The following is a 24704-nucleotide window of genomic DNA, read 5'->3' as shown; positions in this document are numbered from 1 at the left end:
CCGGAGAAACAAGATGGCAAAAGCACCGAAAGCAGCTGCCGCGACGGGCCGCGTGACGCAGGTCATCGGCGCGGTCGTGGACGTGCAGTTCGACGATCACCTTCCGGCGATTCTGAACGCGCTCGAAACCGACAACAACGGCAAGCGCCTCGTGCTCGAGGTTGCGCAGCACCTGGGCGAACATACCGTTCGCTGCATCGCCATGGACGCGACCGAAGGTCTGGTACGCGGACAGGAAGTCGTCGATACGGGTGAACCCATCACGGTTCCGGTCGGCAAGGCCACGCTGGGCCGTATCCTGAACGTCATCGGCGAGCCTGTCGACGAAAAGGGCCCGGTGGACAAGACCGAAGCCCGCGCCATTCACCAGCCGGCTCCGTCCTTTGCCGAGCAGTCGACCCGCTCGGAAGTGCTGGTCACCGGGATCAAGGTCATTGACCTGCTGGCCCCCTATGCCAAGGGCGGCAAGATCGGCCTGTTCGGCGGCGCCGGCGTCGGCAAGACCGTTCTGATCATGGAGCTGATCAACAACATCGCCAAGGTGCACTCGGGCTACTCGGTCTTCGCCGGTGTGGGCGAGCGTACCCGCGAGGGCAACGACCTGTATCACGAGATGATCGAATCCGGCGTCATCAAGCCCGACAACCTGGAAGAAAGCCAGGTGGCGCTGGTCTATGGCCAGATGAACGAGCCCCCGGGGGCGCGTGCCCGCGTCGCGCTGACCGGCCTGACGCTGGCCGAGAAGTTCCGCGACGAATCGGGGACCGACGTTCTGTTCTTCGTGGACAACATCTTCCGCTTCACCCAGGCGGGCTCCGAGGTGTCGGCGCTTCTGGGCCGGATCCCCTCGGCGGTGGGTTATCAGCCGACGCTGGCCACTGACATGGGCGCGCTGCAGGAACGCATCACCTCGACCAAGCAGGGGTCGATCACCTCGGTTCAGGCGATCTACGTTCCGGCCGACGACCTGACCGACCCGGCGCCTGCGACGTCGTTCGCGCACCTGGACGCCACGACCGTTCTGTCGCGTCAGATCGCCGAGCTTGGCATCTATCCGGCGGTGGACCCGCTGGATTCGACCTCGCGGATGCTGGACCCGGCGATCGTCGGCGAAGAGCATTACCAGGTCGCGCGTGACGTTCAGGCGATCCTGCAGCGTTACAAGGCGCTTCAGGACATCATCGCGATCCTTGGCATGGACGAATTGTCCGAAGAGGACAAGCTGATCGTGGCCCGCGCCCGCAAGATCCAGCGCTTCCTGTCGCAGCCGTTCGACGTCGCCAAGGTCTTCACCGGCGCCGATGGTGTTCAGGTTCCGCTGGAAAAGACGATCGCTTCGTTCAAGGCGGTCGTGGCCGGCGAATACGATCACCTGCCCGAGGCCGCCTTCTACATGGTTGGCGACATCGAGGACGTCAAAGCCAAGGCGCAGCGGCTGGCCGCCGAAGCGGCATAAGGGGGCATTATGGCCGACCTGATTCAATTCGAGCTTGTCAGCCCGGAACGCCGGCTGGTTTCGCGCAAGGTGGCCGAGGTCAACATCCCGGCCGCTGCGGGCGGCCTGACGGCCATGGCCGGCCATGCGCCGCTGATCACGACGCTTCGGCCGGGCATCCTGCGCATCAACGGCCCGGAAGGTGCCGATGAATACGCGGTGACCGGTGGCTTTGCCGAGATCAACGGCGACAGCATCTCGGTTCTGGCCGAGCATTCGCTGCATGTCTCGGAAGTCACGCGCGAGGTGCTGGACGGCTTCATCGCCAAGGCGAAGGCTGCCCTTGAAAAGGCCAAGGCCGAACAGGATCACAATATGGTGGACGATGCGGCCAAGCTGTTGGCCGACCTCGTTGCCATGGGTGGACATATCGGTCTGGATCCGAACCAGCCGAATTTCTGACGCCTGCTTCACAAGATCGACGACGCCCGGGGCTGCTGCGCCCGGGCGTTTTTTCATGTCGCGCCCCGGCAAGGGAGGCGTCGCGTCATGCAACGAAAAAGGGGCCCCTTTCGGGGCCCCTTGTGATCTGACGCACCCGCGCGTCTCAGGCCTTGATCAGGCCCATCTGCTCGAGTTTCAGGATCACTTGATGGGCGCAGTGATCGACCTCCAGCCCTTCGGTATCCACGCGCAGTTCGGGGTTCTCGGGCTCTTCATAGGGGTCGGAAATCCCGGTGAACTCCTTGATCTTGCCTTCGCGCGCCAGCTTGTACAGGCCCTTGCGGTCGCGGCGTTCGCATTCCTCGAGGCTGGTTGCAACATGCACCTCTACGAAGGCGCCGAACTGTTCGATCATCTCGCGCACCGCGCGGCGGGTTGCCGCATAGGGCGCAATCGGGGCGCAGATCGCGATGCCGCCGTTCTTGGTGATCTCGCTGGCGACGAAGCCGATGCGGCGGATGTTCAGATCGCGGTGCTCTTTCGAGAAGCCCAGCTCGCTTGACAGGTGCTTGCGCACGACATCGCCATCAAGCAGCGTCACGGGGCGACCGCCCATCTCCATCAGCTTGACCATCAGGGCGTTGGCGATCGTGGACTTGCCCGACCCCGACAGGCCGGTGAAGAATACCGTGAAACCCTGCTTGGCACGTGGCGGATAGCGGCGACGAAGTTCGGCCACGACTTCGGGGAACGAGAACCATTCGGGGATTTCCAATCCCTCGCGCAGACGGCGGCGCAGCTCGGTCCCCGAGATGTTCAGGATCGTCGCGCCTTCTTCGACCTCGTCCGCAGGCTCGTATTGTGCCCGCTCGGCGACATAGACCATCTGCTTGAAATCGACCATTTCGATGCCGATTTCATCCTGGAACTGCCGGAACAGCTCCTGTGCGTCATAGGGACCATAGAAATCTTCGCCCTGGCTGTTCTTGCCCGGGCCCGCATGGTCACGCCCCACGATCATGTGCGTGCAGCCGTGATTGCGTCGGATGATCCCGTGCCAGACGGCTTCGCGCGGACCGGCCATGCGCATGGCAAGGTTCAGCAGCGACAGATGCGTGGTCGAGGCCGGATACTTGTCCAGAACCGCCTCGTAGCAGCGCACGCGGGTAAAGTGATCGACGTCGCCCGGCTTGGTCATGCCGACGACGGGATGGATCAGCAGGTTGGCCTGAGCCTCGCGCGCGGCGCGGAAGGTCAGTTCCTGGTGGGCGCGGTGCAGGGGGTTCCGGGTCTGGAACGCAACGATCCGGCGCCAGCCCATCTTGCGGAAGAAAGCGCGCAGCTCGTTCGGCGTCTCGCGGCGGGCCTTGAAGTCATAATGGATCGGCGGCTGGATGCCGGTGATCTGGCCGCCAAGATAGACATTGCCCGCCGTGTGGTACAGGTAGTTCACCGCCGGATGCGCGACATCATCGGCACCAAAGACCTTTTCGGCCTCGCGCTTCTTGTCCGGCACCCATTTGTCGGTCACCGACAGAATGGCAAGGATCACGCCTTCCTGGTCGCGCAACGCGATGTCCTGGCCGGGCTCGATCGTTTCCGCAAAGGCATCCGACACGTCCAGCGTGATCGGCATCGGCCACAGCGTCCCATCGGCCAGACGCATGTTCTCGACCACGCTTTCGTAGTCAGCCTGGGTCAGAAAGCCCTTCAGCGGGTAGAATCCGCCATTCATCAGCAATTCCAGATCGCAGATCTGGCGCGGGCTCAGATCCCAGGATGGCAGGTTTGCCGCTTCGTGCTTCAGCTTCTGCGCGGATTCATGCGAGACGAAAAGCTCCGGGATCGGAGCGAGATTGGACAAGGTCATGATTCGGACAATCCTCGTGACAACGACATGGCCGCGGACGCGGCGCTGCGTGCCGCATACTCCCGAATGCCTGGGCGGTTCAACCGTCCGCGCGTGTCAGATCGTGAATTCGGGCAAAAGTTGCATATCGGCCCGGCAAGGCGGAATTCGTCCCGATCAAGCCTTCATCGGCTGGACGCTCTTCCCTCTTGCCGGGCCGGGTTGCACCTTGGGTGGATCTATTCGGCGGCCGCGGCCTCGCCGGCGGCATCCTGGGCGGCCAGCCAGCGTTCGGCGTCCAGCGCAGCCATGCAGCCCATTCCGGCCGAGGTGACCGCCTGACGATAGACATGGTCGGTCAGGTCGCCTGCGGCGAAGACGCCCGGAACCGAGGTTTCGGTGGAACCGGGGCGTACCTTCACATAGCCGCCGTGATGCAGTTCCAGCTGATCCTTGACCAGTTCGGATGCGGGCGCATGGCCGATGGCCACGAAGACGCCGTCGCAGGGCAGGACCTGTTCTTCGCCTGTCTGGACGTTGCGCACACGAACGCCGGTTACGCCCTTCGGATCTTCGGTGCCCAGGATTTCCTCGACCGTATGGTGCCACAGCGGCACGATTTTCGGGTTCTTGAACAGCCGGTCCTGCAGGATTTTTTCCGCGCGCAGCTCATCGCGGCGGTGGATCAGCGTGACCTTGGTCGCGAAATTCGTCAGGAACAGGGCTTCTTCGACGGCGGTGTTGCCGCCGCCGATCACGACGACCTCCTTGCCGCGATAGAAAAAGCCGTCACAGGTCGCGCAGGCGGAGACCCCGAAGCCCTTGAACTTCTCTTCACTGGGCAGGCCCAGCCACTTGGCCTGTGCTCCGGTGGCAAGAATCAGGGCATCCGCGGTATAGGTCGTGCCGCTGTCCCCCCTCGCCACGAAAGGGCGCACCGACAGATCGACCGCAGAGATGTGATCGCTGATGATCTCGGTCCCCATGGCGCGGGCATGGGCCTCCATCCGGGCCATCAGTTCGGGCCCCTGGACTTCGGTGTCGCCGGGCCAGTTTTCGACTTCCGTCGTGATGGTCAACTGACCGCCGGGTTGAATGCCCTGCACCAGGATCGGGTTCAGCATCGCCCGCGCGGCATAGATCCCGGCCGTATAGCCCGCCGGGCCCGAGCCGATGATCAGTACCCGGGTATGTCTTGTATCGGCCATGGTCCTTCCTTTCCTCGTATCGCCCACCGATATATGCCGCCTGCATGGCCGCGAAAAGCCCTGGGGACCCGGGCGCGCCAAGATACCGGGCTTCGGGCCGGCCGTGAAAATATATTGCTATATATTGAAATAATCTTGCGCAGATTGGGGTGAATTGGTAAGGTCCGCACTGAACTGAACGGGGAACAAGTGGCATGAGCGCGAACAAGCTCGACGAAATCGATCGCAAGATCCTGGCCGAGCTGCAGGAAGACGGGCGCATGACGAATGTCGAACTGGCCCGTCGCGTCGGCATCTCGGCTCCGCCCTGCCTGCGGCGCGTGCGCGCGCTGGAAGAGGCAGGCTATATCCGCGGCTATCACGCCGATGTCAATGCGCGCGCCCTGGGGTTCGAGGTGCAGGTCTTTGCCATGGTCGGCCTGCATAGCCAGGCCGAGGCCGATCTGTCGGCGTTCGAGGAACGTTGCCGAGGCTGGCCGCTGGTGCGCGAATGCCACATGCTGAACGGCGAGATCGACTTCATCCTGAAATGCGTCGCGCCAGACCTGTCGACCTTTCAGACCTTCCTGACCGAGGAACTCACCTCGGCCCCGAACGTGGCAAGCGTCAAGACCTCACTGGTAATCCGCTGCGCCAAGGACAAGCCGGGCGTTCCCTTCGAAGTGCTGGAAGAGCGTCTGGCGCGCAGCGCCTGAGCCCGTCGGGCTCAGGCGGCGTTCATTCCAGACAGGCACAGCCCGGCGAAAAGTTCGGCGAATCTGCGGCGGTCTTCGGCGCGACGGAAGCGGCGCGTGCCAGGGTCAGTCTTGCCCGGCGCAAGATACAGTCCCGAGACTTTAAGCAAGCCCGGCCGGTCAAGAACGACCTGATGCAGGCTGACCGGGCTGATCGGACGTGTCGCGATGATGCTGTCGCCATCGACGATGTCCCGGGCACGCTCCAGGGGGCCGGCAGGGCCCGTGGCCAGCAGCGCACCCTGACCAAGCAGAAGATCGGTTTCGGGCGTTTGCGGACCAAACGCACCCGCCACCACCCGGAAAAGGCATGAACCGCCTGCTTCGGCCTCGGCGGGATGGATCGTGACCGACCCAACCCACAGGACGCGAGCGGTTGCTCCCTGTGCCGTGCAAACGGTTGTTCCGGGCATCAGGTCAATCGCGGCGATACTGCCGGTGGGTGTTGCGATCATGCAGCCCGCGCCCATTGCGGCGAAGGCCGATTCGAATGGCGGTTCCGCCGGGGCGATCTCGACGCGATCCAGGATCGAACCATCCGGCAACAGGGTTGAAATCCTGTAGCGCCGGCAAAGCCGGGTGCCCGATTGGTCACCATGCCCCACCATGCTGGAGGCTTCGCGCCGGGGTAGCGATGTATGTAATGCGGGGCCGGAAACCGCCATGGCATTGGCGGAGCGATCAATACTCGTCACGAAAACGACCTCAAATATCGTCACGGATGCGGGCCCCCACCCGATGCACCGGACAGGGCCAATATCGGCGGCTGGCCACGAAAGAGTCAAACAAAAGGTAAATCGCCAGCGGTTGCGTGGCCAATCTTGCGCAAATGGCAAGGTTCATTGGTGGGCAGGCGACAATTGGCCGGTGCGTGCGGGATCTACAACCGATTCGGCTCATTGTGTTTGCAGGCGCAGGGCCCAAGATTTGGCCGTGTCCCTTTTAAGAAATTTCCGGGCCCGAAGACGATCTTCGGGCCCGGCCTGCGGTCCATGTCGGACAAAGTGACTTTGTGGCGCCTTGGGACAAGACGGCCGCAGAGCTTTCTGGAAGGTGCCCTTCCGTCAGGCAGCTTCGGAAAGCTCTGTGCTCTTGCGGCTCCAGGGCATTGTCACATCATTCTTGGCGCTTTCGCGCAGAACGCTGGCAATCCAGCGGCGTTCGGTTTTCATGCCGTGTCTCCTCGCGCAGGGTGGTTGCGATGTCGGACACTCGTTACTGATCCCATGATCAACCCAGAATTGCGGCAGCGATTGGGCGCGGACATAGCGATTTGACGGCGAAAAGCTTGAGAATGCGTGAAGGCCTAAAGCCGGATCGCCGAAATCAGGCGCCCGTAATCGGCCTCTTTCCTGTGGACCGAGCGCCGGTAGGAAAAGAACCGATCCGGGTCTGAATAGGTGCAGTGCCGGGTCCATTCCGCGTTGCCGATGCCGGCTTCGCGCAGGCGATACAGCCCGAATGCCGGCAGATCGAACATCACCCTGTCGCCCGGTCCCCCTGCAAAGAAGCGCGACCAGGATGGATCTTCGTCAAGGAAACGCTCCATGAATTCGGGGCCGACCTCGTAGGCACGCTGGCTGATCGTGGGGCCGATCACCGCCACGATCCGGCTGCGCCTTGCGCCTAGGGCGACCATCGCATCGATCGTGGCCTCGAGAATCCCGTCCAGCGTGCCCCGCCATCCGGCATGGGCTGCGCCGATGACACCGGCATCGTGGTCGGCAAACAGAACCGGCTGACAATCGGCCGTCAGAACGCACAGGGCCAGCCCCGGCTCGCATGTCACCATCGCGTCGGCCTTCATCGGCGCCATCAATGGCCCGGTGACGGTCACAACCTCTGCCGAATGAAACTGATGAACGCCGATCATCGCGCCCGTTGACACACCCAGAGCCTCGGCCACGCGCTCGCGGTTGATCGCGACGGCCTCGCTTTGGTCCGAGGAGCCGTGGCCGCAGTTCAGGCCCGCGAAGATGCCCGACGACGCGCCGCCCTTGCGTGTGAAAAAACCGTGCCGCAGCGGCGACAGCGTCTCGTGGGTGATGATCTCGAGCGTCGTCGTCATCGTCATCAGGCAGGGTCCAGTCCCGGTGGTGGCGGACATCCCGGGGGATGAGCGCCGATGACCTTGAACAACTGTCCCATTTCTCCGGGATGGGTCAAGCGGCGATGCGCGGCGATGTGCGATTCCAGCTTGTCTCCTGACAGGCCGTTGGCAAGACGTTGCGCACGGCCCGTTATCCCCAGCCTTTCCAAGAAGACACCCTGCGGGGTCATGGCGGTTGTCACGGCGCCCCCCGCGCGCAGACCAAGCGCCAGTGCCTCGAAATCCACATGCGCGGTCAGGTCGGCAAGGCCGGGTTCCGCCAGTGGATCCACCGGGCTGTGGCCGCGCACGGCCTGAAACGTGTCGCCCAGCGAATGCCACCCGCCATAATCGACGATCAGCGCCGCGCCGCCATGTGCCGCGATGCGACGCCCGATTTCGGCTGCGATGCCCGGCAGGGCAGGGCAGATCTCGACGACGTCGCCTTCGCGGGTGTCTGCCAGCCGATCCGCCAGAGCGGCCAGCGGCACCGGCGGGGCGAGCCCGGGGGCAAGCCGCCCGTCCACCAGGCCGACCTGTCGCTCGGCCCATCCGTCTCCCTTGCGCACGAATTGACGGATCGGAAGCGCATCGAAGAATTCATTGGCCACAACAAACAGGGGCGCGCCCGGCAGATCCTCGACCCGTTCCAGCCACACCGGATCATGTCCCTTCAATGTCTCGGCCTGACGCGCGCGCAAGGTGGGCGAGGCTTCGATCAGGTATATGCGGGCGGCATCGGCCATGCCGGGCACGGCGCGGATCGTGCGCAGGATGTCGGACATGAGCGTACCGCGGCCGGGGCCCGGCTCGGCAAGGACAAAGGGCGTGGGCCGCCCCTGGTCCAGCCAGGCCTGGGCAAGCGCCAGTCCCAGCATCTCGCCAAACATCTGGGATATTTCCGGCGCGGTGGTGAAATCGCCCGCCCGGCCCAGAGGATCGCGCGTGGCATAATAGCCGTGGTCCGGGTGCAGCAGACATTCGGCCATGTACTCGGCCAGCGAGATCGGGCCGCTGGCCGCGATACGCTGGATCAGAAACCGGCCCAGCGGAGTCGTCATGCGCCTGCCTCGGATCGCGGCGCGCCGCCCCTTTGCGCGCGCAGAATCAGCCAGATGCCGACCAGGATCATCGGCAGGGACAGAAGCTGCCCCATGGTCAACCCGAACGCGCCCAGCCGGACCACATGTCCCATCGGGTTGTCGGGCGTGATGAACTGCGCGTCGGCCTGACGCGCGAATTCCACGATGAACCGCGAAACGCCATAGCCCGCAATGAAGGCACCCGTGATGGTGCCCGGCCTCTTTAGCGCGCCACGACGGAAGAGGATGAACAGGACCAGCCCCAGAAGCAGCCCCTCGAGGCCCGCTTCGTAAAGCTGGCTTGGGTGGCGCGCGCATTCGCCATAAAGGATGCCGGGGCAGGTCTGCGCCGCGACGCCCGTAAAGATCACGCCCCAGGGCAGGTCGGTCGGGCGGCCCCACAATTCGGCATTGATGAAATTCGCGATCCGCCCAAGGAAAAGTCCGATCGGCGTGACCAGTGCCAAGGCGTCGGCCAGCTGCATCCGCGGCACGCCATATTTCCTGCAGAACCACAATCCGGCCACGACGACCCCCAGAAAGCCCCCGTGGAAGGACATGCCCCCCTCCCAGATGCGGATGATATCGGCCGGGTGCGACAGGTAATGGCCGGGGCGATAGATCAGCACATAGGCCAGACGCCCGCCAAGGACGACGCCCAGGATGATCGCGGTCAGCAGGTCGTCGATACGCTCGGGCGCGGCTGGCGCGCGATTGGCGGGCCACAATTGGGGGCGCCGCATCAACGCGATCAGGATGCGCCAGCCGGCGATCAGCCCGGCAAGATAGGCCAGCGCATACCAGCGCAGGGCAAATGTGCGGCCGAACAGCTCGATCGCGACCGCATCGGGCGAAATGTCGGGAAAGGGTATGGCGGCAATCATGCGGACCTCCTGTCAGACGGGACAGACCGCTTTGGAATGGCGAAGTCAACCTTGAGCTTTCCGCCGTGGGCGCTCATATAGGCCATGGCGCGACACGGTGGTAGGGAGAATGCGATGACCGGACCGAACAAGCTGTTCGACGATCTGTCGAAGCTGATGACCAACGCGATGGGCGTCGCCCAGGGCGCGCGCAGCGAGGCCGAGAACGCCTTGAAATCGTGGATGGATCGCTGGCTGGCCGATCGCGATCTCGTGACGCGCGAAGAATTCGAGGCCGTCCGCGCCATGGCCGTCAAGGCGCGCGAGGAAAACGAGGCGTTGAAAGCGCGAATCGAGGCGCTGGAAAAGCGGCTCTCCGACGACGCCACCACGAGCTGATGTTTCCATCCCCAGTGTTGTCCACAACATTTTGTGGTGCGCTCTAAAATATTGCTTTACAGGCCAGAGCCTCGCCTACAGCATGGCTGGAGGGGCGGAATCGACTCGCGCCCCATGAACCGAAGGGCTGCGGGACATCCCCGCGGCGGAGGAGGCGAGGCCGCAGATGGCATATTGCGAAGATTTCCTGCAGGGCGAGGAACTGCACCCCATCGACATCGTCGAGGCGGTGGCAGAAAATCATGAATGGGACTTCGATCGTATTGCCGAGGACCAGATCGCCATGGCGGTCGAAGGCCAGTGGCGCACCTATTCGGTAACTCTTGCCTGGTCTGCGCAGGACGAAACGCTGCGGCTGATCTGCAGCTTCGATATGGACCCGCCGCAGGACCGGATCGGGGCGCTTTACGAGACTTTGAACCACGCCAATGACCGTGTCTGGGCTGGGGCATTCGCGTTCTGGCCCGAACAGCGGCTGATGGTGTGGCGCTATGGTCTGATCCTCTCGGGCGGGCAATTTGCATCGCCTGAACAGGTCGATACGATGATCGCCGAGGCGGTCGAGGCGGCCGAACGTTTCTACCCGGCCTTTCAGCTTGCCTGCTGGGGCGGTGAAAGCCCGGTTCAGGCGATGCAGGTCGCGATCGCGGGGGCGATGGGTCACGCCTGATCGGGGCTTTCCTTCATCGGCGAGCCGGCTAATGTGGCGCCGCTGAACAGGAGGTCATCGAAAGTCATGGATCAATTGCGCGACCGGGGGCTTGTCCTTCTTGGGTGTGGAAAGATGGGTTCGGCCATGCTGCAGGGCTGGCTGAACGGCGGATTGCCCGCAAGCTCGGTCTGGGTGCGCGAGCCGCATCCCTCGGACTGGCTGATTACGCTGGGCGTGCATCTTCAGGGCGACCTGCCACAGGATCCGGCCGTGGTCGTGGTTGCCGTCAAGCCGCAGATGATGGAACAGGCACTGCAATCCGTGGCCGGCCTTGGTGGCGGAAAGACGCTGTTCCTCAGCATCGCGGCCGGCACGACGATTGCCACCTATGAACGCATTCTGGGGGCCGGGACGCCCGTCATCCGGGCGATGCCCAACACGCCCGCGGCGATCGGACGCGGCATTACGGCGATCATTGGCAACGACCATGCGACCGGGGCCCATATGGAACTGGCCGAAACCCTGTTGTCGGCCGTTGGCCCGGTGGTTCGCCTGCACGCGGAATCGCAGATGGATGCGGTGACCGCGGTTTCCGGATCGGGGCCGGCCTATGTCTTTCATCTGGTCGAAGCCTTGGCCGAGGCCGGCCGGGCCAAAGGGCTGCCAGCCGACCTGGCCATGCAGCTGGCGCGCGCGACGGTTTCGGGCGCCGGTGCGTTGCTGGATGCCTCGTCCGAAAGCGCCGAGCAGCTGCGCCGCAATGTCACTTCGCCGGGCGGCACGACCGAGGCCGCCCTGAAGGTGCTGATGGATCCCGATACGGGCCTGACGCAACTGATGAAACGCGCCGTTCATGCCGCGGCCGAACGTGGACGGGAGCTGGGCAAGTGACAATCACCTACGACGATTTCCAGAAGGTCGAAATTCGCGTCGGTCGCATCACGCGGGCCGAACCGTTCCCCGAGGCGCGCAAGCCGGCCTACAAGCTGTGGGTCGATTTCGGGCCCGAGATCGGCGAGCGCAAGTCCTCGGCCCAGATCACGCGGCATTACAGGCCCGAAGATCTGGTCGGACGGCAGGTTCTGGCCGTGGTAAATTTCCCGCCACGCCAGATCGGGCCCGTCCGGTCCGAGGTGCTTGTTCTGGGGGTGCCGGATGCCGATGGCGAAGTCGTCCTGGTCGCGCCCGACCAGGATGTTCCGCTGGGCGGTCGGCTGTTCTGAAACGGGCTCACTCGGCAGCGGTCGAGGCGCGGCGGTCGCCGATTTCCTCGCGCCAGTGGCGACGGCATAGCGAAACATAAGTTTCGTTGCCGCCGATCTGGACCTGGGCGCCATCGCGCATCGCGCGGCCATCCGGTCCGCGCCGCACGACCATCGTGGCCTTTCGACCGCAATGACAGATGGTACGCACCTCGCGCATCTCGTCTGCCAGGGCAAGCAGCGCCGCCGATCCGGGAAAGAGCTCGCCCCGGAAGTCGACCCGCAGGCCATAGCACATCACCGGCACGTCCAGGTCATCGACGGCGCGGGCCAGTTGCCAGACCTGGTCGGGCGTCAGGAACTGCGCCTCGTCCACGAACACGCAGGCGACCGGCCCCCGCGCGAGTCTTTCGCGGATGCGGTCGAACAGGTCCGTATCAGGGGCATAGGTATCGGCCTCCTCGCCGATGCCGATGCGACTGGCGATGCGCCCCAGGCCAGCGCGGTCGTCCAGCTGGGCGGTCAGCAGATAGGTCTGCATCCCACGTTCGCGGTAATTGTGCGAGGCCTGCAGCAGCAGGGTCGACTTGCCCGCGTTCATGGTCGAATAATGGAAATAGAGTTTGGCCATGGCGCCTGATAGACCGGGCGGGCCGCGCGTTTCAAGCCGCGGCTGAGGGCGCGGCAAGCCGCATCCGCGTCATTGCCCCATGCTGTTGCCCATGGATCGCAGGCGCCAAGATGGCTCGGGCCGAAAGCCACCAGCCTTCGACCCGATCCAGCCCCGGGGGATGGGGGAAATCCACCCGGGAACACAACCTTGAGACCGCTTACACGTCTGGAAGGGTCACGCATTTGCCTTGCAGCACCCGACCACCCACCTGCCGGGACGTGACCCTTCTTAACCGCACCGGCCTGGGGCGCCGGACACTCTCACGCGTTCCCTTCCGAGAACGATTTGACTATGACAAACGCAAGCTGGTGAATTAATGGGAAACAGAGGCACGTTTTCCCCGCGCCGGATCTCTGGCGACGCGGGTTGGGCGAAGGGACAGGCCATGAGCGATGCGATCGGCAGCTATCTGAAAAAACATACCGAAGCTCTGGTCAAGGACCTGGGAATCGAGACGGCCAGCAAGCTGAGCGGCAAGTCCAAGGCAACCCTGGGACGATACTATTCGCATGACGCCGAACATGCCGACCGGTTCATGCCCATCGATGTCGTGGCCCGGCTGGAAGGCGCGGCATCCTTTCCCCATGTGACGGCCGCGCTGGCCGACCTGCGCGGGATCACGCTGAGCCACGACAAGACCCGCCCCAACACCGAAAGCGCCGGCATCAATTCCGACGTCGTCGCTCTGTCGCAGAGATTTGCCATGCTGATGGCGGAATACCATCAGTCGATCGAGGATGGCACGATCACCATGAACGAGGCCAAGCGCCTGCTGGCCGAAACGCTGGCGATCCAGAAGGTCCTGATCGACATCAAGCTGAACCTCGAGCGCGAGGTGAAGTGAAGTGGGCGCCGCCCTGCATCGGTGGCGAGGCGTATTTCTTGCGCTGCTGGTCGCAAGCTGCGTTTCCGTGGACCGCAGGGATGTTCGCGATCCTGACATCGTCCGTGCCTTGCAGGCCGCGATCGCGGACCTGTCATCGGACGTCCTGCCCGAAGAGGCGGCGCGTGCCGCGCATATTGCCCATGATTGGCCGCTGGAGCTGGCGCGACGCTACCGCGTGACTGATCCGCCGCTGATACACAATACCAAGGTAAATCTTGGGCTTAGGGAGCGTGGCCTGTGCTGGCACTGGGCCGAGGACATGCAGCGCCGCCTGCAGGCGGAACAGTTCCGCAGTCTCGAGATCCGGCGCGCCATTGCCTTGCCAAGCGGAATTGGCATCGACCATTCGACCGCCGTGATCGTCGCGCGCGGTCGCCCGATCGAGGAAGGGATCGTGATCGATCCCTGGCGCTGGGGCGGGCGGCTGTTCTGGGCGCCTGTCGCGAAGGATGTGCGCTATCGCTGGCAGCCGCAGGAAAAGGTGCTGGCCCAGCGCCGCGTGCGGCTGCAGGCAGGTTTTGCCCTGTCAAATTGAACGCCCTGGAAGCCCGGCCAAGGCCATGACCGGGCCATGCGTACGTTTCACCCCTGAAGGGTCCGCACCCCGATCCCTTCGCTGCGCGCCTTCATCGCCTGAACGGCGGCAATCGCACCTGCGGCGGTGGTGAAATAGGGGATCTTGTCGTGCAGCGCGACAGACCGGATTGCACGGCTATCCTCGATCGCCTGTGCGCCTTCGGTCGTGTTGAAGACCAGCGCGATATCGCCATTCTTCAGGCGATCGACGACATGCAGCTTGCCGTCCTGACGGCCCTCATAGACCTTGTTGACGATCTCGGCCTGAACCCCATGTTCGGCCAGGAAGGCCGCCGTGCCGCGGGTGGCCACGATCTCGAAGCCCAGCTCGACCAGGTCGCGCGCGGCCTGCGCCATCGCGGGCCTCTTGTCGGAATCCTTGATCGAGATGAAGACCCGTCCGGATTCGGGCAGCATCGTGCCCGCGCCCATCTGCGCCTTGAGAAATGCCAGCGGGAAGGTCCGGTCCCAGCCCATGACCTCGCCGGTCGAGCGCATCTCGGGGCCAAGGATCGTGTCCACACCCGGGAATCGGGCAAAGGGCAGGACCGCCTCCTTGACGCTGAACCACGGGGTCTTCGGGTCGGCCAGCGTCATCGGATCGGCATAGGGCAGGTCGGTGTCGGGGCCGACGCCCTCGGGATAGGGGGCGCGCATCGGGAAGTCCGACAGCTTCTCGCCCGCCATGATCCGCGCCGCGATCGAGGCGATGGCGCTGTCGGTCGCCTTGGCCACGAAGGGCACGGTGCGGCTGGCGCGCGGATTGACCTCGAGCACGTAGATCTCGCCATCCTTGACGGCGAACTGCACGTTCATCAGGCCGCGCACCTGCAGCGCCAGCGCCAGCGCCTCGGTCTGGCGCTTGATCTCGGCGACGATCTCGTCGGGCAGTGAATGCGGCGGCAGGCAGCAGGCCGAGTCGCCTGAATGGACGCCCGCTTCCTCGATATGTTCCATGATGCCGGCGACATGGACGCGCTCGCCATCGCAAAGCGCATCGACATCGACCTCGATCGCGCCCGACAGATAGGAGTCGAGCAGGACTGGGTTCTTGCCCGAAACATGCACGGCATTGGTGATGTAGCGCTTCAGATGGTCCATGTCGCGCACGATCTCCATCGCGCGACCGCCCAGCACATAGGAGGGCCGGATCACCAGCGGGAAGCCCACCCTTTGCGCGATCTCGATCGCCTGATCGTCCGAGAAGGCGATTCCGTTCACCGGCTGCTTCAGGCCCAGGTCATTGAGAAGCTTCTGGAACCGCTCGCGGTCCTCGGCCAGGTCGATCGCGTCTGGGCTGGTGCCCAGGATCGGGATGCCCTCGGCCGCCAGCGCCTGGGCAAGCTTCAGCGGGGTCTGACCGCCGAACTGGACGATCACGCCATGCAGCGTGCCGTTCGACTGTTCCACGCGCAGGATCTCCAGCACATGTTCCAGTGTCAGGGGCTCGAAATACAGCCGGTCCGAGGTGTCGTAATCGGTCGACACGGTCTCGGGGTTGCAGTTGATCATGATCGTCTCATAGCCCGCATCCGACAGCGAGAAGCAGGCATGGCAGCAGCAATAATCGAACTCGATCCCCTGACCGATCCGGTTCGGGCCGCCGCCCAAGATGACCACCTTCTTGCGGTCGGTGGGCCGGGATTCGCATTCGACCTCGCCCATCGCGGGGGCTTCATAGGTCGAATACATGTAGGGGGTCTGGGCCTCGAACTCGGCCGCGCAGGTGTCGATGCGCTTGAAGACCGCGTTGACGCCGAGGCGGGCGCGGGCGCGGCGGACCTGATCCTCGTCCCGGCCGGTGAGCCTTGCCAGGCGGGCATCGGTGAAGCCCATCATCTTCAGCCGCCGCAGCCCCTCTTCGGTTACGGGCAGGCCATTCCGGCGGATTTCGGCCTCGGTTTCGACGATCTCGCGGATGCGGGCCAGGAACCACGGGTCAAAGGCCGTGGCGTGCTGGATTTCCTCGTCGCTCAGCCCGTGGCGCATCGCCTGTGCCACCAGCCGCAACCTGTCGGGCGTCTGGCGCGACAGCGCCTTGATGACCGCCGCGCGCCCCGTCGCGGGATCGTCGGCGCCCGGAATCTCGATCTCGTCGAACCCGGTCAGCCCGGTTTCCAGGCCGGCCAAAGCCTTCTGCACGCTCTCATGGAAGCTGCGACCGATGGCCATGACCTCGCCCACCGATTTCATCGCGGTGGTCAGCTCGGGCTTGGCGCCGGGGAATTTCTCGAAGGCAAAGCGCGGGATCTTGGTCACGACATAGTCGATCGAAGGCTCGAAACTGGCGGGCGTGACCCGCGTGATGTCGTTGTCCAGCTCATCCAGAGTGTAGCCGACAGCCAGCTTCGCCGCGATCTTGGCGATCGGGAAACCTGTGGCCTTGGAGGCCAGCGCCGAAGAGCGCGACACCCGCGGGTTCATCTCGATCACGACCATGCGGCCATCGCGCGGATTGACCGCCCACTGCACGTTCGATCCGCCGGTCTCCACGCCGATCTCGCGCAGCACCGCGATCGAGCCCGACCGCATCATCTGATATTCCTTGTCGGTCAGCGTCAGCGCCGGGGCGACGGTGATGGAATCGCCGGTATGCACGCCCATCGGATCGATGTTTTCGATCGAGCAGACGATGATCGCGTTGTCCGCCTTGTCGCGGACCACCTCCATCTCGAATTCCTTCCAGCCCAGCAGGCTTTCGTCGATCAGGACCTGTGCCATGGGCGAGGCTTCCAGCCCCGAGCGCACGATGGCTTCGTATTCGTCACGGTTATAGGCCACGCCGCCGCCGGTCCCGCCCAGCGTGAAGGCAGGGCGGATGATCGCGGGCAGCCCCACATGGTCGAGCGCGCGCATGGCTTCGGCGACGCCGGCATTGATGTCGTATCGACCGTTTGACAGCTTTGGGGCCGCGACGATGGTCGCGCGCGGATTTTCCAGCCCGATACGCTCCATCGCCTCGCGGAACAGCTTGCGGTCTTCGGCCATCTCGATCGCGCGGCGGTTGGCGCCGATCAATTCGACGCCAAAGCGATCCAGCACGCCCATGTCGGCAAGCGCAAGCGATGTGTTCAACCCGGTCTGCCCACCCATGGTCGGCAGCAGGGCGTCGGGGCGTTCCTTCTCGATGATCTTGGCAACGATTTCGGGGGTGATCGGTTCGATATAGGTCGCGTCCGCAAGGCCGGGATCGGTCATGATCGTGGCAGGGTTCGAGTTGACGAGGATGACACGATACCCTTCCTCGCGAAGTGCCTTGCACGCCTGCGCCCCGGAATAGTCGAACTCGCAGGCCTGCCCGATCACGATCGGACCCGCCCCGATAATCATGATGGATTCGATATCGGTTCTCTTCGGCATCCTACCGGCCCCCAATTCGCAAATTGTCGGGGTTTATAGACGGAACGCCGGTCAGCGCAACCCCTGTTGGCGGGCGCCCTGTCGCCTGGCCCGCGCGGCCATGATCAGGACGGCGAAAACGGCAAGCCAGAGGGCACAGCGTAACGCTACATAGGCAATGGCGGGAAGATCGAGCGCATGCAGTATGTGCGAGGCGCCAAAAGCCCAGGCTGCCACGACCAGGAAGGTTGCGCGCCATGGTGCGATCGCGGGCAGCGCGGGTATCAGGAGTGCGGGGATGATATAATAGTGCATCCATCCAAGCGGGCCGAACAGCGGCACGAGAATCGACAGCCCGAACAGCGCAAGAAATCGGCGCGCGCACGAATCCGATTGTGCCGTGGCGATCATCAGCAGCGCGGCAAGCGCCGTCAGGGTGATGGACGATGCGGGGCCTATCCACGCAGGAACGTCCTCGATCACGATTATGCGCTGGGAGAGGTCAAGGCTCGGTGTGGCCTCTGCAAGTGCATGGATGGCAAGCGCAAGACTGCGAACCGATACGTTGACCGTGTGAATTAAACCTGCCCGCGAGACGGTACCCAGCTGCTCCAGGAAGACCTGATGAAGGGGCCAGCCCGCCAATGCAATGGACGCAAGGGCAAGGGCAGTTCCGAACAACGCAAAGCTTGCGATGGCGCGCCATTGGCGATCCATCAGAAAGATCAGAACGAAGATCGCGGGCGTCAGCTTGATCGCGGCCGCCAGCGCAAGCATGGCACCCGCAAGGATCGGTCTGCCAGCCTGCAGCCGCTCGAAGGCAAGCAGGACAAGGAACGCGACCAGAATGGATGGTTGGTTGTGCCAGATCGCAAGAAATATATCGATCGAAAGTGAAAGAATTGCCACGCCGAGCAGTGTCCATACCCAGAAGGGCATGCGGGCCGGTCGCGCGATACGTCCTGCAAGCGCGACGCAAAAGGCCAGCAGGGGCACCTGTATCAGCGTTGCCGCATTGGCAAAGTCCTGGGCCGAGACCGCTTTGGCAAGAGGAGCCGTCAACGCTGCCCACAGAGGAGGGTAGACATAGGGAAAGCTGGCGCGGTCGGCGATGCCCAAGGCCTCCCGGGCCGACTGCCATTCCGGTGGCGGGCCGCCGAAGAATCCCGGTGGCGCGGCATAGATCAGGTCGGCCTGTCCGTCTTGCCATAACCTTCCGGCAATGTAGATCGCCGACAGGTCCTCGGCCCATGCGTTCCAGCGAAGCCAGATGGTGACAGCCGCCCATAGTCCCAGAATCGCGGCCGAAAAGGCCCGATCCCAACCTGAAGCCTGTGATCCGTTTCGGGCCATGGCCCCGGGAGTGTCGAACATCGCCTGCACCCGCATGCCGCCTGCAAAACTGCATGGACCCTACTTCGCGACCATGGTCATGGAAAGTCCCGCCCGCCCTTGACTTCGCGCGCGGCAAAGGGTGTATCCATCCGGATCGAAGAAATGCCTCCGGAAAGGGATGTCCATGCACGCCTATCGCAGCCATACCTGCGCGGAACTGAACAAGTCGCATGCCGGTCAGACGGTCCGCCTGTCGGGCTGGGTTCACCGGGTGCGCGACCATGGTGGCGTGTTGTTCGTCGATCTGCGCGACCATTATGGTGTGACGCAGATCCTGGCCGATTCCGACAGCCCCGCCTTTGCGACGATCGAGAAGCTGAAGGCCGAAACGGTCATCCGCATCGATGGTCGGGTGAAGGCGCGTGACGAGGCCCTGGTCAACCCGAAGATCCCGACGGGCGAAATCGAGGTCTATGTCACCGATATCGAAGTTCTCGGCCCCGCCGAAGAATTGCCCCTGCCGGTCTTCGGCGAACCCGATTACCCCGAGGAGACGCGACTTACCTATCGCTTCCTCGATCTGCGGCGTGACAGCCTGCATCGCAAGATGATGCTGCGTTCGCGTGTCATCAAGTCGATGCGCGACCGCATGTGGAATGCGGGCTTCACCGAGTTCCAGACGCCGATCATCACGGCCTCTTCTCCCGAGGGCGCGCGCGACTTCCTGGTCCCCTCGCGTTTGCATCCGGGCAAGTTCTATGCGCTGCCGCAGGCGCCGCAACAGTTCAAGCAGCTGATCATGGTGGCGGGCTTCGACCGCTATTTCCAGATTGCGCCCTGTTTCCGGGACGAAGACCCGCGCGCCGACCGCAGCCCGACGGACTTTTACCAGCTGGACGTCGAGATGTCCTTCGTGACGCAGGACGATGTTCTTTCCGCCGTCCAGCCCGTGATCCAGGGCGTCTTCGAGGAATTCGCCGAAGGCCGTCGCGTCGATACCGAATGGCCGCGCATCAGCTATGCGGACTCGCTGCTTTGGTATGGCACCGACAAGCCCGACCTGCGCAACCCGATCCGGATGCAGCGGGTCAGCGAGCATTTCCGCGGCTCGGGCTTTGCGATCTTTGCCAAGCTGCTGGAGAACGAGGGCACCGAGATCCGCGCGATTCCGGCGCCAGGTGGCGGCAGCCGCAAGTTCTGCGACCGGATGAATGCCTTTGCCCAGCGCGAGGGCCTGCCCGGCATGGGATACATCTTCTGGCGCGAGGCCGAAGGCGGTTCCGGCATCGAGGCCGCCGGACCGATCGCCAAGAATATCGGCCCCGAACGGACCGAGGCGATACGCGCCCAGCTGGGCCTTGGCGTGGGGGACGCCGTGTTCTTCCTTGGCGGGCGGCCTGACCAGTTCGAGGCCGTGGCAGGGCGCGCGCGCATGGAAATCGGCCGCGAACTGGGCCTGATCGACGAAGACACGTTCCGCTTTGCCTGGATCGTGGACTTCCCGATGTATGAAAAGGACCCCGAGACCGGCAAGATCGACTTCAGCCACAACCCGTTCTCGATGCCTCAGGGCGGGCTCGAGGCGTTGTCCGGCGACCCGCTGAAGGTTCTGGGCTATCAGTATGACCTGGCCTGCAACGGTTACGAGATCCTGTCGGGCGCGATCCGCAATCACAAGCTCGAGATCATGTTCAAGGCCTTCGAGATCGCTGGATATTCGCGCGAAGAGGTCGAGAAGCGTTTTGGCGGCATGGTCAAGGCGTTCAAGTACGGCGCACCTCCCCATGGCGGTTGCGCGGCCGGAATCGACCGGATCGTCATGCTTCTGGCCCGGACCTCGAACATTCGCGAAGTGATCATGTTCCCGATGAACCAGCGGGCTGAAGACCTGCTGCTGGGCGCGCCGAGCGAACCGACCAATGAGCAGTTGCGCGAACTGGGCCTTCGCATCGTTCCGAAGGAGTAATCGCGGCCCGCTTCGGTCAGATTGCAGCCTGCCTTTGCAAGAAGGCAGGCTGTTTCACTTGGGACCTGACCATGGGCCCGATTGCACGCGGCCTGTCTGTTGGGCGGGTTTTCTGCCGTAGGGCTGATGACGCGCCAAGCCGGGACGGTCGGGTTGCGGGAACCGGCCGCGGGCCCCGCACGACAAAACGGCCACACCGCGCGGATGTGGCCGTTCCATGTAGTTTGCGCCTTACCGGATCAAAGCGCCGACGCAGCCGTCGCAGCGATCGAGAATACCAGCGACAGCAACCCGATCGTGAACACCGTCCAATGCGCGGCGCGGGTCAGTCTTTCGTTTGTCGCCATCCGGATCAGCCGTTCGGTCATGTCCTGCATCCCCTTCGCAGTCTGTCGGACAAACGTGGCTGTCGATTGAGGCAGGAATTTGGTCAACTCGGGCCGCGACGGGGGCAAAAGGGGACAGTTTTCGGGGCGGTGCCGTGCAGCCGTCACGGATTCGATCTGGCCTTGTGGGGCTTCGGCGCTTCGCGCGGGCTGCCGGCCATCATGGAGTTCGAATTTCCCTTGCGGCCGTAATCGCCCGATTTCGCGGCGCGGTGGCCAAGGTCGATCTGCTGGACGCCACCCGCTTGCCTGTTTCCAGGAAGCTGTCCGGGGCCTGCCCCCGAATTGGCCTTTACGGTATTGGCCTTTACGGTCGTGTTGCGCAGCGTTCCGGTCCTGGGCTGCGGACCCTGCAGAAAGACGGTTTTCGACAGACCAGCGGCCGGGCCACGCCCGTTTCCCGTGACCTCAAGCATCGCGCGCACCATGCTGACAAGGCCGGGAAAAGGCTTGGCGATGAACTTGTCGGCGCCCGCCGCCATCGCGTCATCGCCGGCGCGATCATCGCCAGAGATGGCAATCAGTCCGGTCTGCACTCCCGGCATCTTGCTGACCTCCCGGATCAGGTCCAGTCCCGATCCATCGGGCAGGCCCAGATCCACGACCGCGACATCCGGGCAGAGCGACACAAAAAGGCGTCGTGCCAGATCCAGGTTGCCCGCCCGCCGGACATGCGCGCCTGACCGAACGCACGCCAGCCCCAACACCTCGCTGGCAGAGCCGCTGTCCTCGACCAGCAGAACGGTCATTCCGGCCAAGGGCATTCCATCAGATTCTGTTCGTGTCGCCGCCATCAGCATCGCCGCCGCCCAACCGCATCAATGGCACAACAGCATTGTGGGCCTAACATTGCGTGAATCGTCGCACTTCGTTGCGTCGCGCTTGCGAAGCCGAGGCAGCGACCGCATAACCAATGTCATTCGATCCAGCAGGGGGGAAAAGATGATCGGACGTCTGAACCATGTCGCCATCGCGGTGCCTGATCTGGAGGCTGCGGCCACCCAATATCGGGACATTCTGGGGGCGAAAGTCGGAGATCCGCAGGACGAACCGGACCATGGCGTGACCGTCGTCTTCATCGAGCTTCCGAACACGAAGATCGAACTGCTGTATCCTTTGGGCGAGGAGTCCCCCATCGCGGCCTTTCTCGAGCGCAATCCGGCGGGCGGCATCCATCATATCTGCTATGAGGTGGATGACATCATCGCGGCGCGCGACCGGCTGAAGGCGCAGGGCGCGCGGGTTCTGGGCAACGGCGAGCCGAAGATTGGCGCTCATGGCAAGCCGGTGCTGTTCCTTCATCCCAAGGACTTCAACGGCTGCCTGATCGAACTGGAGCAGGTCTGATGAATCTCACGGGCGGTATCGTTCTGTTTGCGGTGATCTGGTTCATGACCTTCCTTGTGTCGCTGCAGATCGGCGCGCGCAGCCAGGCCGACTCGGGCGAGATCGTTCCCGGCACGCCCGCTGGCGCGCCCGCGTCCTTGAACCTGAGGCGCAAGCTGATCGTGACGACGATCATCACGATCATTCTGTGGACGATCATCGCGGCGATCATCCTTTCCGGCGCGATCGGCCTGCGCGATATCGACTGGTTCAACCGCCTGGGGACCGAGACGTCCGTCCGGTGACTACTCGGCGGCGGACTGCTCGTCCCCATCGCTCTTCTTGCGCCGAGTCTCGGCAAAGCGGGACAGCAAGGCGGCCTCGAGTTCACGGTTCAGTTCACGCGCGCGGGCGATATAGGCCTCGTTGCGTTCGATCGGCACGTCGGGCCGCCACAGTTCGGCCAGTTCACGGATCGCTTCGCGGTCCAGCTTGAAGAAGGTGCGCTCCAGCTCGTGCGCCTCGTATTCCGACAAACCCATGTTTTCCAGCACATAGCGCCCCACGCGCAGGGCGCTGTCGAAATATTCCCGCACGATGTCATCGGCGCCCGCCTTGCGCAGCGCATAGACATGTTCGCGGTCGCGCGCCCGCGCAATGATATGCAGGTCCGGCCGCTGCTTGCGAGCATATTCCACAAGCCGCACGGCGCCGGCGCGGTCGTCGAGGCTGACCACCAGAACCCTTGCGCGATCCAGGCCCGCTGCGCGCAGCAATTCGGGGCGCGTCGGGTCCCCGACATAGCCCTTGAAGCCGAACTTGCGCAGCAGCTGGATCACCTTGACGTCCTGGTCCAGAACGGTCGTGCGAAAGCCCGACATCGTGACCAGCCGGTTGACGACCTGCCCAAAGCGCCCGACGCCGGCGATGATGACCGGTTGCTGTTCATCGATATCATCCGTGTGGCCGCCAAGTGCGTCCTCGCGCAGGCGTCTGGCCAGCACGTCATAGAAAATGAAGAACAATGGCGTCAGCAGCATCGACAGGGCAATCACCATCAGAAGCTTCTGCGCCAGCGGTTCCGGCATGATGCGCTGCTTGACGGCAAAGGCGCTGAGAACGAAGCCGAATTCCCCGGCCTGGGCCAGCGACAGCGTGAACAGCCACCTGTCGCGCGCCTTCAGGCGAAACAGGCTGGCCAGTCCGAACAGCACGCCCCCCTTCAAGAGCATCAGGCACATCGTCAGTCCAAACAGACTGACCGGCTCGGCCCAGAGCAGGTCCAGATCCATCCCCGCGCCGACGGTGATGAAGAACAGCCCCAGAAGCAGCCCCTTGAACGGCGCGATGTCGGATTCCAGTTCGTGCCGGAATTCCGAATTGGCCAGCGCCACGCCCGCCAGGAATGCGCCCAGCGCAGGTGACAGGCCCAGCATCAGCATGATCGTCGCGATTCCCAGGACGATCGTCAGGGCAAGAGCCGTATTCACCTCGCGCAGTCGCGCCCGGTGGACGAACCCGTATAGAGGACGGATAACGTAATGCCCCGCCAGCATGATCGCGGCGATGACGGCAACCGTGACAAGTGTCACGCCCCAGCCGGGCAGGGCCTGAAGGAACGGCAGCTGGACCTTGTGCTCGGCCGCCTCGGCCGCCGCAAGCGCGCGCGCACCCGGCAGCGCCAGAAGCGGCAGAAAGGCCAGCATCGGGATGACCGCGATATCCTGCATCAGCAGGACCGAAAATGCGCTGCGGCCGCCAGCCGTGGACATCAGGTTCTTTTCGGAAAGCGTCTGCAGGACGATGGCCGTCGAGGACAGCGACAGGACGAGCCCCAGCGTGACCGCGATGCGCCAATCCTGCCCAAGAGCCAGCGCCACCGCCGTCACGGCCGCCGAGGTCACCACCACCTGCAGTCCGCCCAGCCCCACCAGCTTGTCGCGCATGCTCCACAAGGCGCGCGGTTCCAGTTCCAGGCCGATCAGAAACAGCATCATGACGACGCCGAACTCGGCGAAATGCTGCAGGTCCCGGGTTTCAGACCCGACAAGGCCCAGGACCGGGCCAATCACGATCCCGGCGGCCAGATAGCCCAGCACCGAACCAAGGCCCAGCCGCGAGGCAATGGGCACGGCCAGAACGACGGCAATCAGATACAGCGTGGCTTGAAACAGAAAGCTTTCCATCGGGTCCGGGCAATCCTGCGAACGTGAACTTGCGCCAGTGGCGGCGGCGGATGGCAACACCATTGCATCGGCCG

At 63.9% G+C, this 24704-nt stretch carries 24 protein-coding genes; 12 read left to right on the top strand and 12 right to left on the bottom strand.

Going from position 1 to position 24704, the window contains the following annotated elements:
* Positions 1-13 precede the first annotated feature (13 nt).
* Both atpD and LV82_RS12130 read left to right on the top strand, forming a co-directional pair.
* Entirely contained in the window at positions 14-1456 is a 1443-nt protein-coding gene (atpD, locus tag LV82_RS12135) for a F0F1 ATP synthase subunit beta (RefSeq protein WP_104072062.1), read from the top strand.
* A 9-nt stretch (positions 1457-1465) separates the two neighbouring features.
* Entirely contained in the window at positions 1466-1897 is a 432-nt protein-coding gene (locus LV82_RS12130) for a F0F1 ATP synthase subunit epsilon (protein WP_104072060.1), read from the top strand.
* A 145-nt stretch (positions 1898-2042) separates the two neighbouring features.
* Here LV82_RS12130 and LV82_RS12125 read toward each other — a convergent pair whose 3' ends face one another.
* Both LV82_RS12125 and trxB read right to left on the bottom strand, forming a co-directional pair.
* Positions 2043-3749, bottom strand: a complete 1707-nt coding sequence (locus tag LV82_RS12125; RefSeq protein ID WP_104072059.1) for a bifunctional sulfate adenylyltransferase/adenylylsulfate kinase — start codon at positions 3747-3749, stop codon at positions 2043-2045.
* A 218-nt stretch (positions 3750-3967) separates the two neighbouring features.
* Positions 3968-4936 carry a thioredoxin-disulfide reductase gene (gene trxB, locus LV82_RS12120; RefSeq protein WP_104072057.1) on the bottom strand — a complete coding sequence of 323 codons (969 nt, stop codon included), beginning with the start codon at positions 4934-4936 and terminating at the stop codon, positions 3968-3970.
* A 194-nt stretch (positions 4937-5130) separates the two neighbouring features.
* Here trxB and LV82_RS12115 point away from each other — a divergent pair, with 194 nt between their 5' ends.
* A complete protein-coding gene (locus tag LV82_RS12115) occupies positions 5131-5631 on the top strand; it encodes an Lrp/AsnC family transcriptional regulator (RefSeq protein WP_104072056.1) in 501 nt (166 codons plus the stop codon).
* 11 nt (positions 5632-5642) lie between these two features.
* Here the strand turns inward: LV82_RS12115 and LV82_RS12110 are convergent, their stop codons facing one another.
* From LV82_RS12110 to lgt, 4 genes are all read right to left on the bottom strand, one after another.
* On the bottom strand, positions 5643-6215 hold the full coding sequence (locus LV82_RS12110; protein WP_170063418.1) for a Hint domain-containing protein: 573 nt from the start codon (positions 6213-6215) through the stop codon (positions 5643-5645).
* Between the two features lie 761 nt (positions 6216-6976).
* On the bottom strand, positions 6977-7738 hold the full coding sequence (gene pgeF / locus LV82_RS12105; RefSeq protein ID WP_104072156.1) for a peptidoglycan editing factor PgeF: 762 nt from the start codon (positions 7736-7738) through the stop codon (positions 6977-6979).
* A gap of 5 nt (positions 7739-7743) precedes the next feature.
* A complete protein-coding gene (locus LV82_RS12100) occupies positions 7744-8820 on the bottom strand; it encodes a class I SAM-dependent methyltransferase (RefSeq protein WP_104072053.1) in 1077 nt (358 codons plus the stop codon).
* Entirely contained in the window at positions 8817-9725 is a 909-nt protein-coding gene (gene lgt, locus LV82_RS12095; protein ID WP_104072051.1) for a prolipoprotein diacylglyceryl transferase, read from the bottom strand. Before lgt ends, LV82_RS12100 begins: the two co-directional genes overlap by 4 nt.
* Before the next feature lie 114 nt (positions 9726-9839).
* On the opposite strand from lgt, the gene LV82_RS12090 reads away from it, so the two are divergent.
* The 4 genes from LV82_RS12090 (at position 9840) to LV82_RS12075 (ending at position 11978) form a co-directional block, all read left to right on the top strand.
* Positions 9840-10103 (top strand): accessory factor UbiK family protein, encoded by a 264-nt coding sequence (locus LV82_RS12090; protein ID WP_104072050.1) that lies wholly within the window; start codon positions 9840-9842, stop codon positions 10101-10103.
* 166 nt (positions 10104-10269) lie between these two features.
* Positions 10270-10773, top strand: a complete 504-nt coding sequence (locus LV82_RS12085) for a type III secretion system chaperone family protein (RefSeq protein ID WP_104072048.1) — start codon at positions 10270-10272, stop codon at positions 10771-10773.
* 66 nt (positions 10774-10839) lie between these two features.
* Positions 10840-11646, top strand: coding sequence for a pyrroline-5-carboxylate reductase (proC, locus tag LV82_RS12080; protein ID WP_104072046.1), 807 nt, complete (start codon positions 10840-10842; stop codon positions 11644-11646).
* Positions 11643-11978 (top strand): tRNA-binding protein, encoded by a 336-nt coding sequence (locus LV82_RS12075; RefSeq protein WP_104072045.1) that lies wholly within the window; start codon positions 11643-11645, stop codon positions 11976-11978. The genes proC and LV82_RS12075 overlap by 4 nt, the downstream gene beginning before the upstream one ends.
* A 7-nt stretch (positions 11979-11985) precedes the next feature.
* Here the strand turns inward: LV82_RS12075 and LV82_RS12070 are convergent, their stop codons facing one another.
* On the bottom strand, positions 11986-12588 hold the full coding sequence (locus tag LV82_RS12070; RefSeq protein ID WP_104072043.1) for a thymidine kinase: 603 nt from the start codon (positions 12586-12588) through the stop codon (positions 11986-11988).
* 427 nt (positions 12589-13015) lie between these two features.
* Between LV82_RS12070 and LV82_RS12065 the strand changes: the two genes are divergently transcribed.
* Both LV82_RS12065 and LV82_RS12060 read left to right on the top strand, forming a co-directional pair.
* The gene (locus LV82_RS12065; protein ID WP_104072042.1) at positions 13016-13474 is read left to right on the top strand and encodes a hypothetical protein; all 459 of its coding nucleotides are present in this window, start codon (positions 13016-13018) and stop codon (positions 13472-13474) included.
* Position 13475: 1 nt separating this feature from the next.
* Positions 13476-14051, top strand: coding sequence for a hypothetical protein (locus tag LV82_RS12060; protein WP_104072040.1), 576 nt, complete (start codon positions 13476-13478; stop codon positions 14049-14051).
* A gap of 47 nt (positions 14052-14098) precedes the next feature.
* Here LV82_RS12060 and carB read toward each other — a convergent pair whose 3' ends face one another.
* A complete protein-coding gene (carB, locus tag LV82_RS12055; protein ID WP_104072039.1) occupies positions 14099-17452 on the bottom strand; it encodes a carbamoyl-phosphate synthase large subunit in 3354 nt (1117 codons plus the stop codon).
* Positions 17453-17503: 51 nt separating this feature from the next.
* Positions 17504-18805 carry a glycosyltransferase family 87 protein gene (locus LV82_RS12050; protein WP_170063417.1) on the bottom strand — a complete coding sequence of 434 codons (1302 nt, stop codon included), beginning with the start codon at positions 18803-18805 and terminating at the stop codon, positions 17504-17506.
* 145 nt (positions 18806-18950) lie between these two features.
* Between LV82_RS12050 and aspS the strand changes: the two genes are divergently transcribed.
* Positions 18951-20732 carry an aspartate--tRNA ligase gene (aspS, locus tag LV82_RS12045; protein ID WP_104072036.1) on the top strand — a complete coding sequence of 594 codons (1782 nt, stop codon included), beginning with the start codon at positions 18951-18953 and terminating at the stop codon, positions 20730-20732.
* A gap of 239 nt (positions 20733-20971) precedes the next feature.
* Here the strand turns inward: aspS and LV82_RS15230 are convergent, their stop codons facing one another.
* Together LV82_RS15230 and LV82_RS12040 are read right to left on the bottom strand one after the other, a co-directional pair.
* Positions 20972-21100, bottom strand: coding sequence for a hypothetical protein (locus tag LV82_RS15230; protein WP_281259919.1), 129 nt, complete (start codon positions 21098-21100; stop codon positions 20972-20974).
* Between the two features lie 122 nt (positions 21101-21222).
* Positions 21223-21882 (bottom strand): response regulator, encoded by a 660-nt coding sequence (locus LV82_RS12040; protein ID WP_170063416.1) that lies wholly within the window; start codon positions 21880-21882, stop codon positions 21223-21225.
* Positions 21883-22060: 178 nt separating this feature from the next.
* On the opposite strand from LV82_RS12040, the gene mce reads away from it, so the two are divergent.
* Both mce and LV82_RS12030 read left to right on the top strand, forming a co-directional pair.
* A complete protein-coding gene (mce, locus tag LV82_RS12035; protein WP_104072033.1) occupies positions 22061-22465 on the top strand; it encodes a methylmalonyl-CoA epimerase in 405 nt (134 codons plus the stop codon).
* Entirely contained in the window at positions 22465-22749 is a 285-nt protein-coding gene (locus LV82_RS12030) for a DUF1467 family protein (protein WP_104072031.1), read from the top strand. The genes mce and LV82_RS12030 overlap by 1 nt, the downstream gene beginning before the upstream one ends.
* Here the strand turns inward: LV82_RS12030 and LV82_RS12025 are convergent, their stop codons facing one another.
* Positions 22750-24630: a monovalent cation:proton antiporter-2 (CPA2) family protein gene (locus tag LV82_RS12025; protein ID WP_104072029.1), complete on the bottom strand. Its 1881-nt coding sequence runs from the start codon at positions 24628-24630 to the stop codon at positions 22750-22752.
* Positions 24631-24704 lie beyond the last annotated feature (74 nt).

It is taken from the genome of Albidovulum inexpectatum (genome assembly GCF_002927635.1).
In the GTDB taxonomy this organism is placed as follows: domain Bacteria; phylum Pseudomonadota; class Alphaproteobacteria; order Rhodobacterales; family Rhodobacteraceae; genus Albidovulum; species Albidovulum inexpectatum.
Note: the sequence above shows the minus strand (reverse complement) of the source record. Positions and strands in the feature narration are given on the sequence as shown.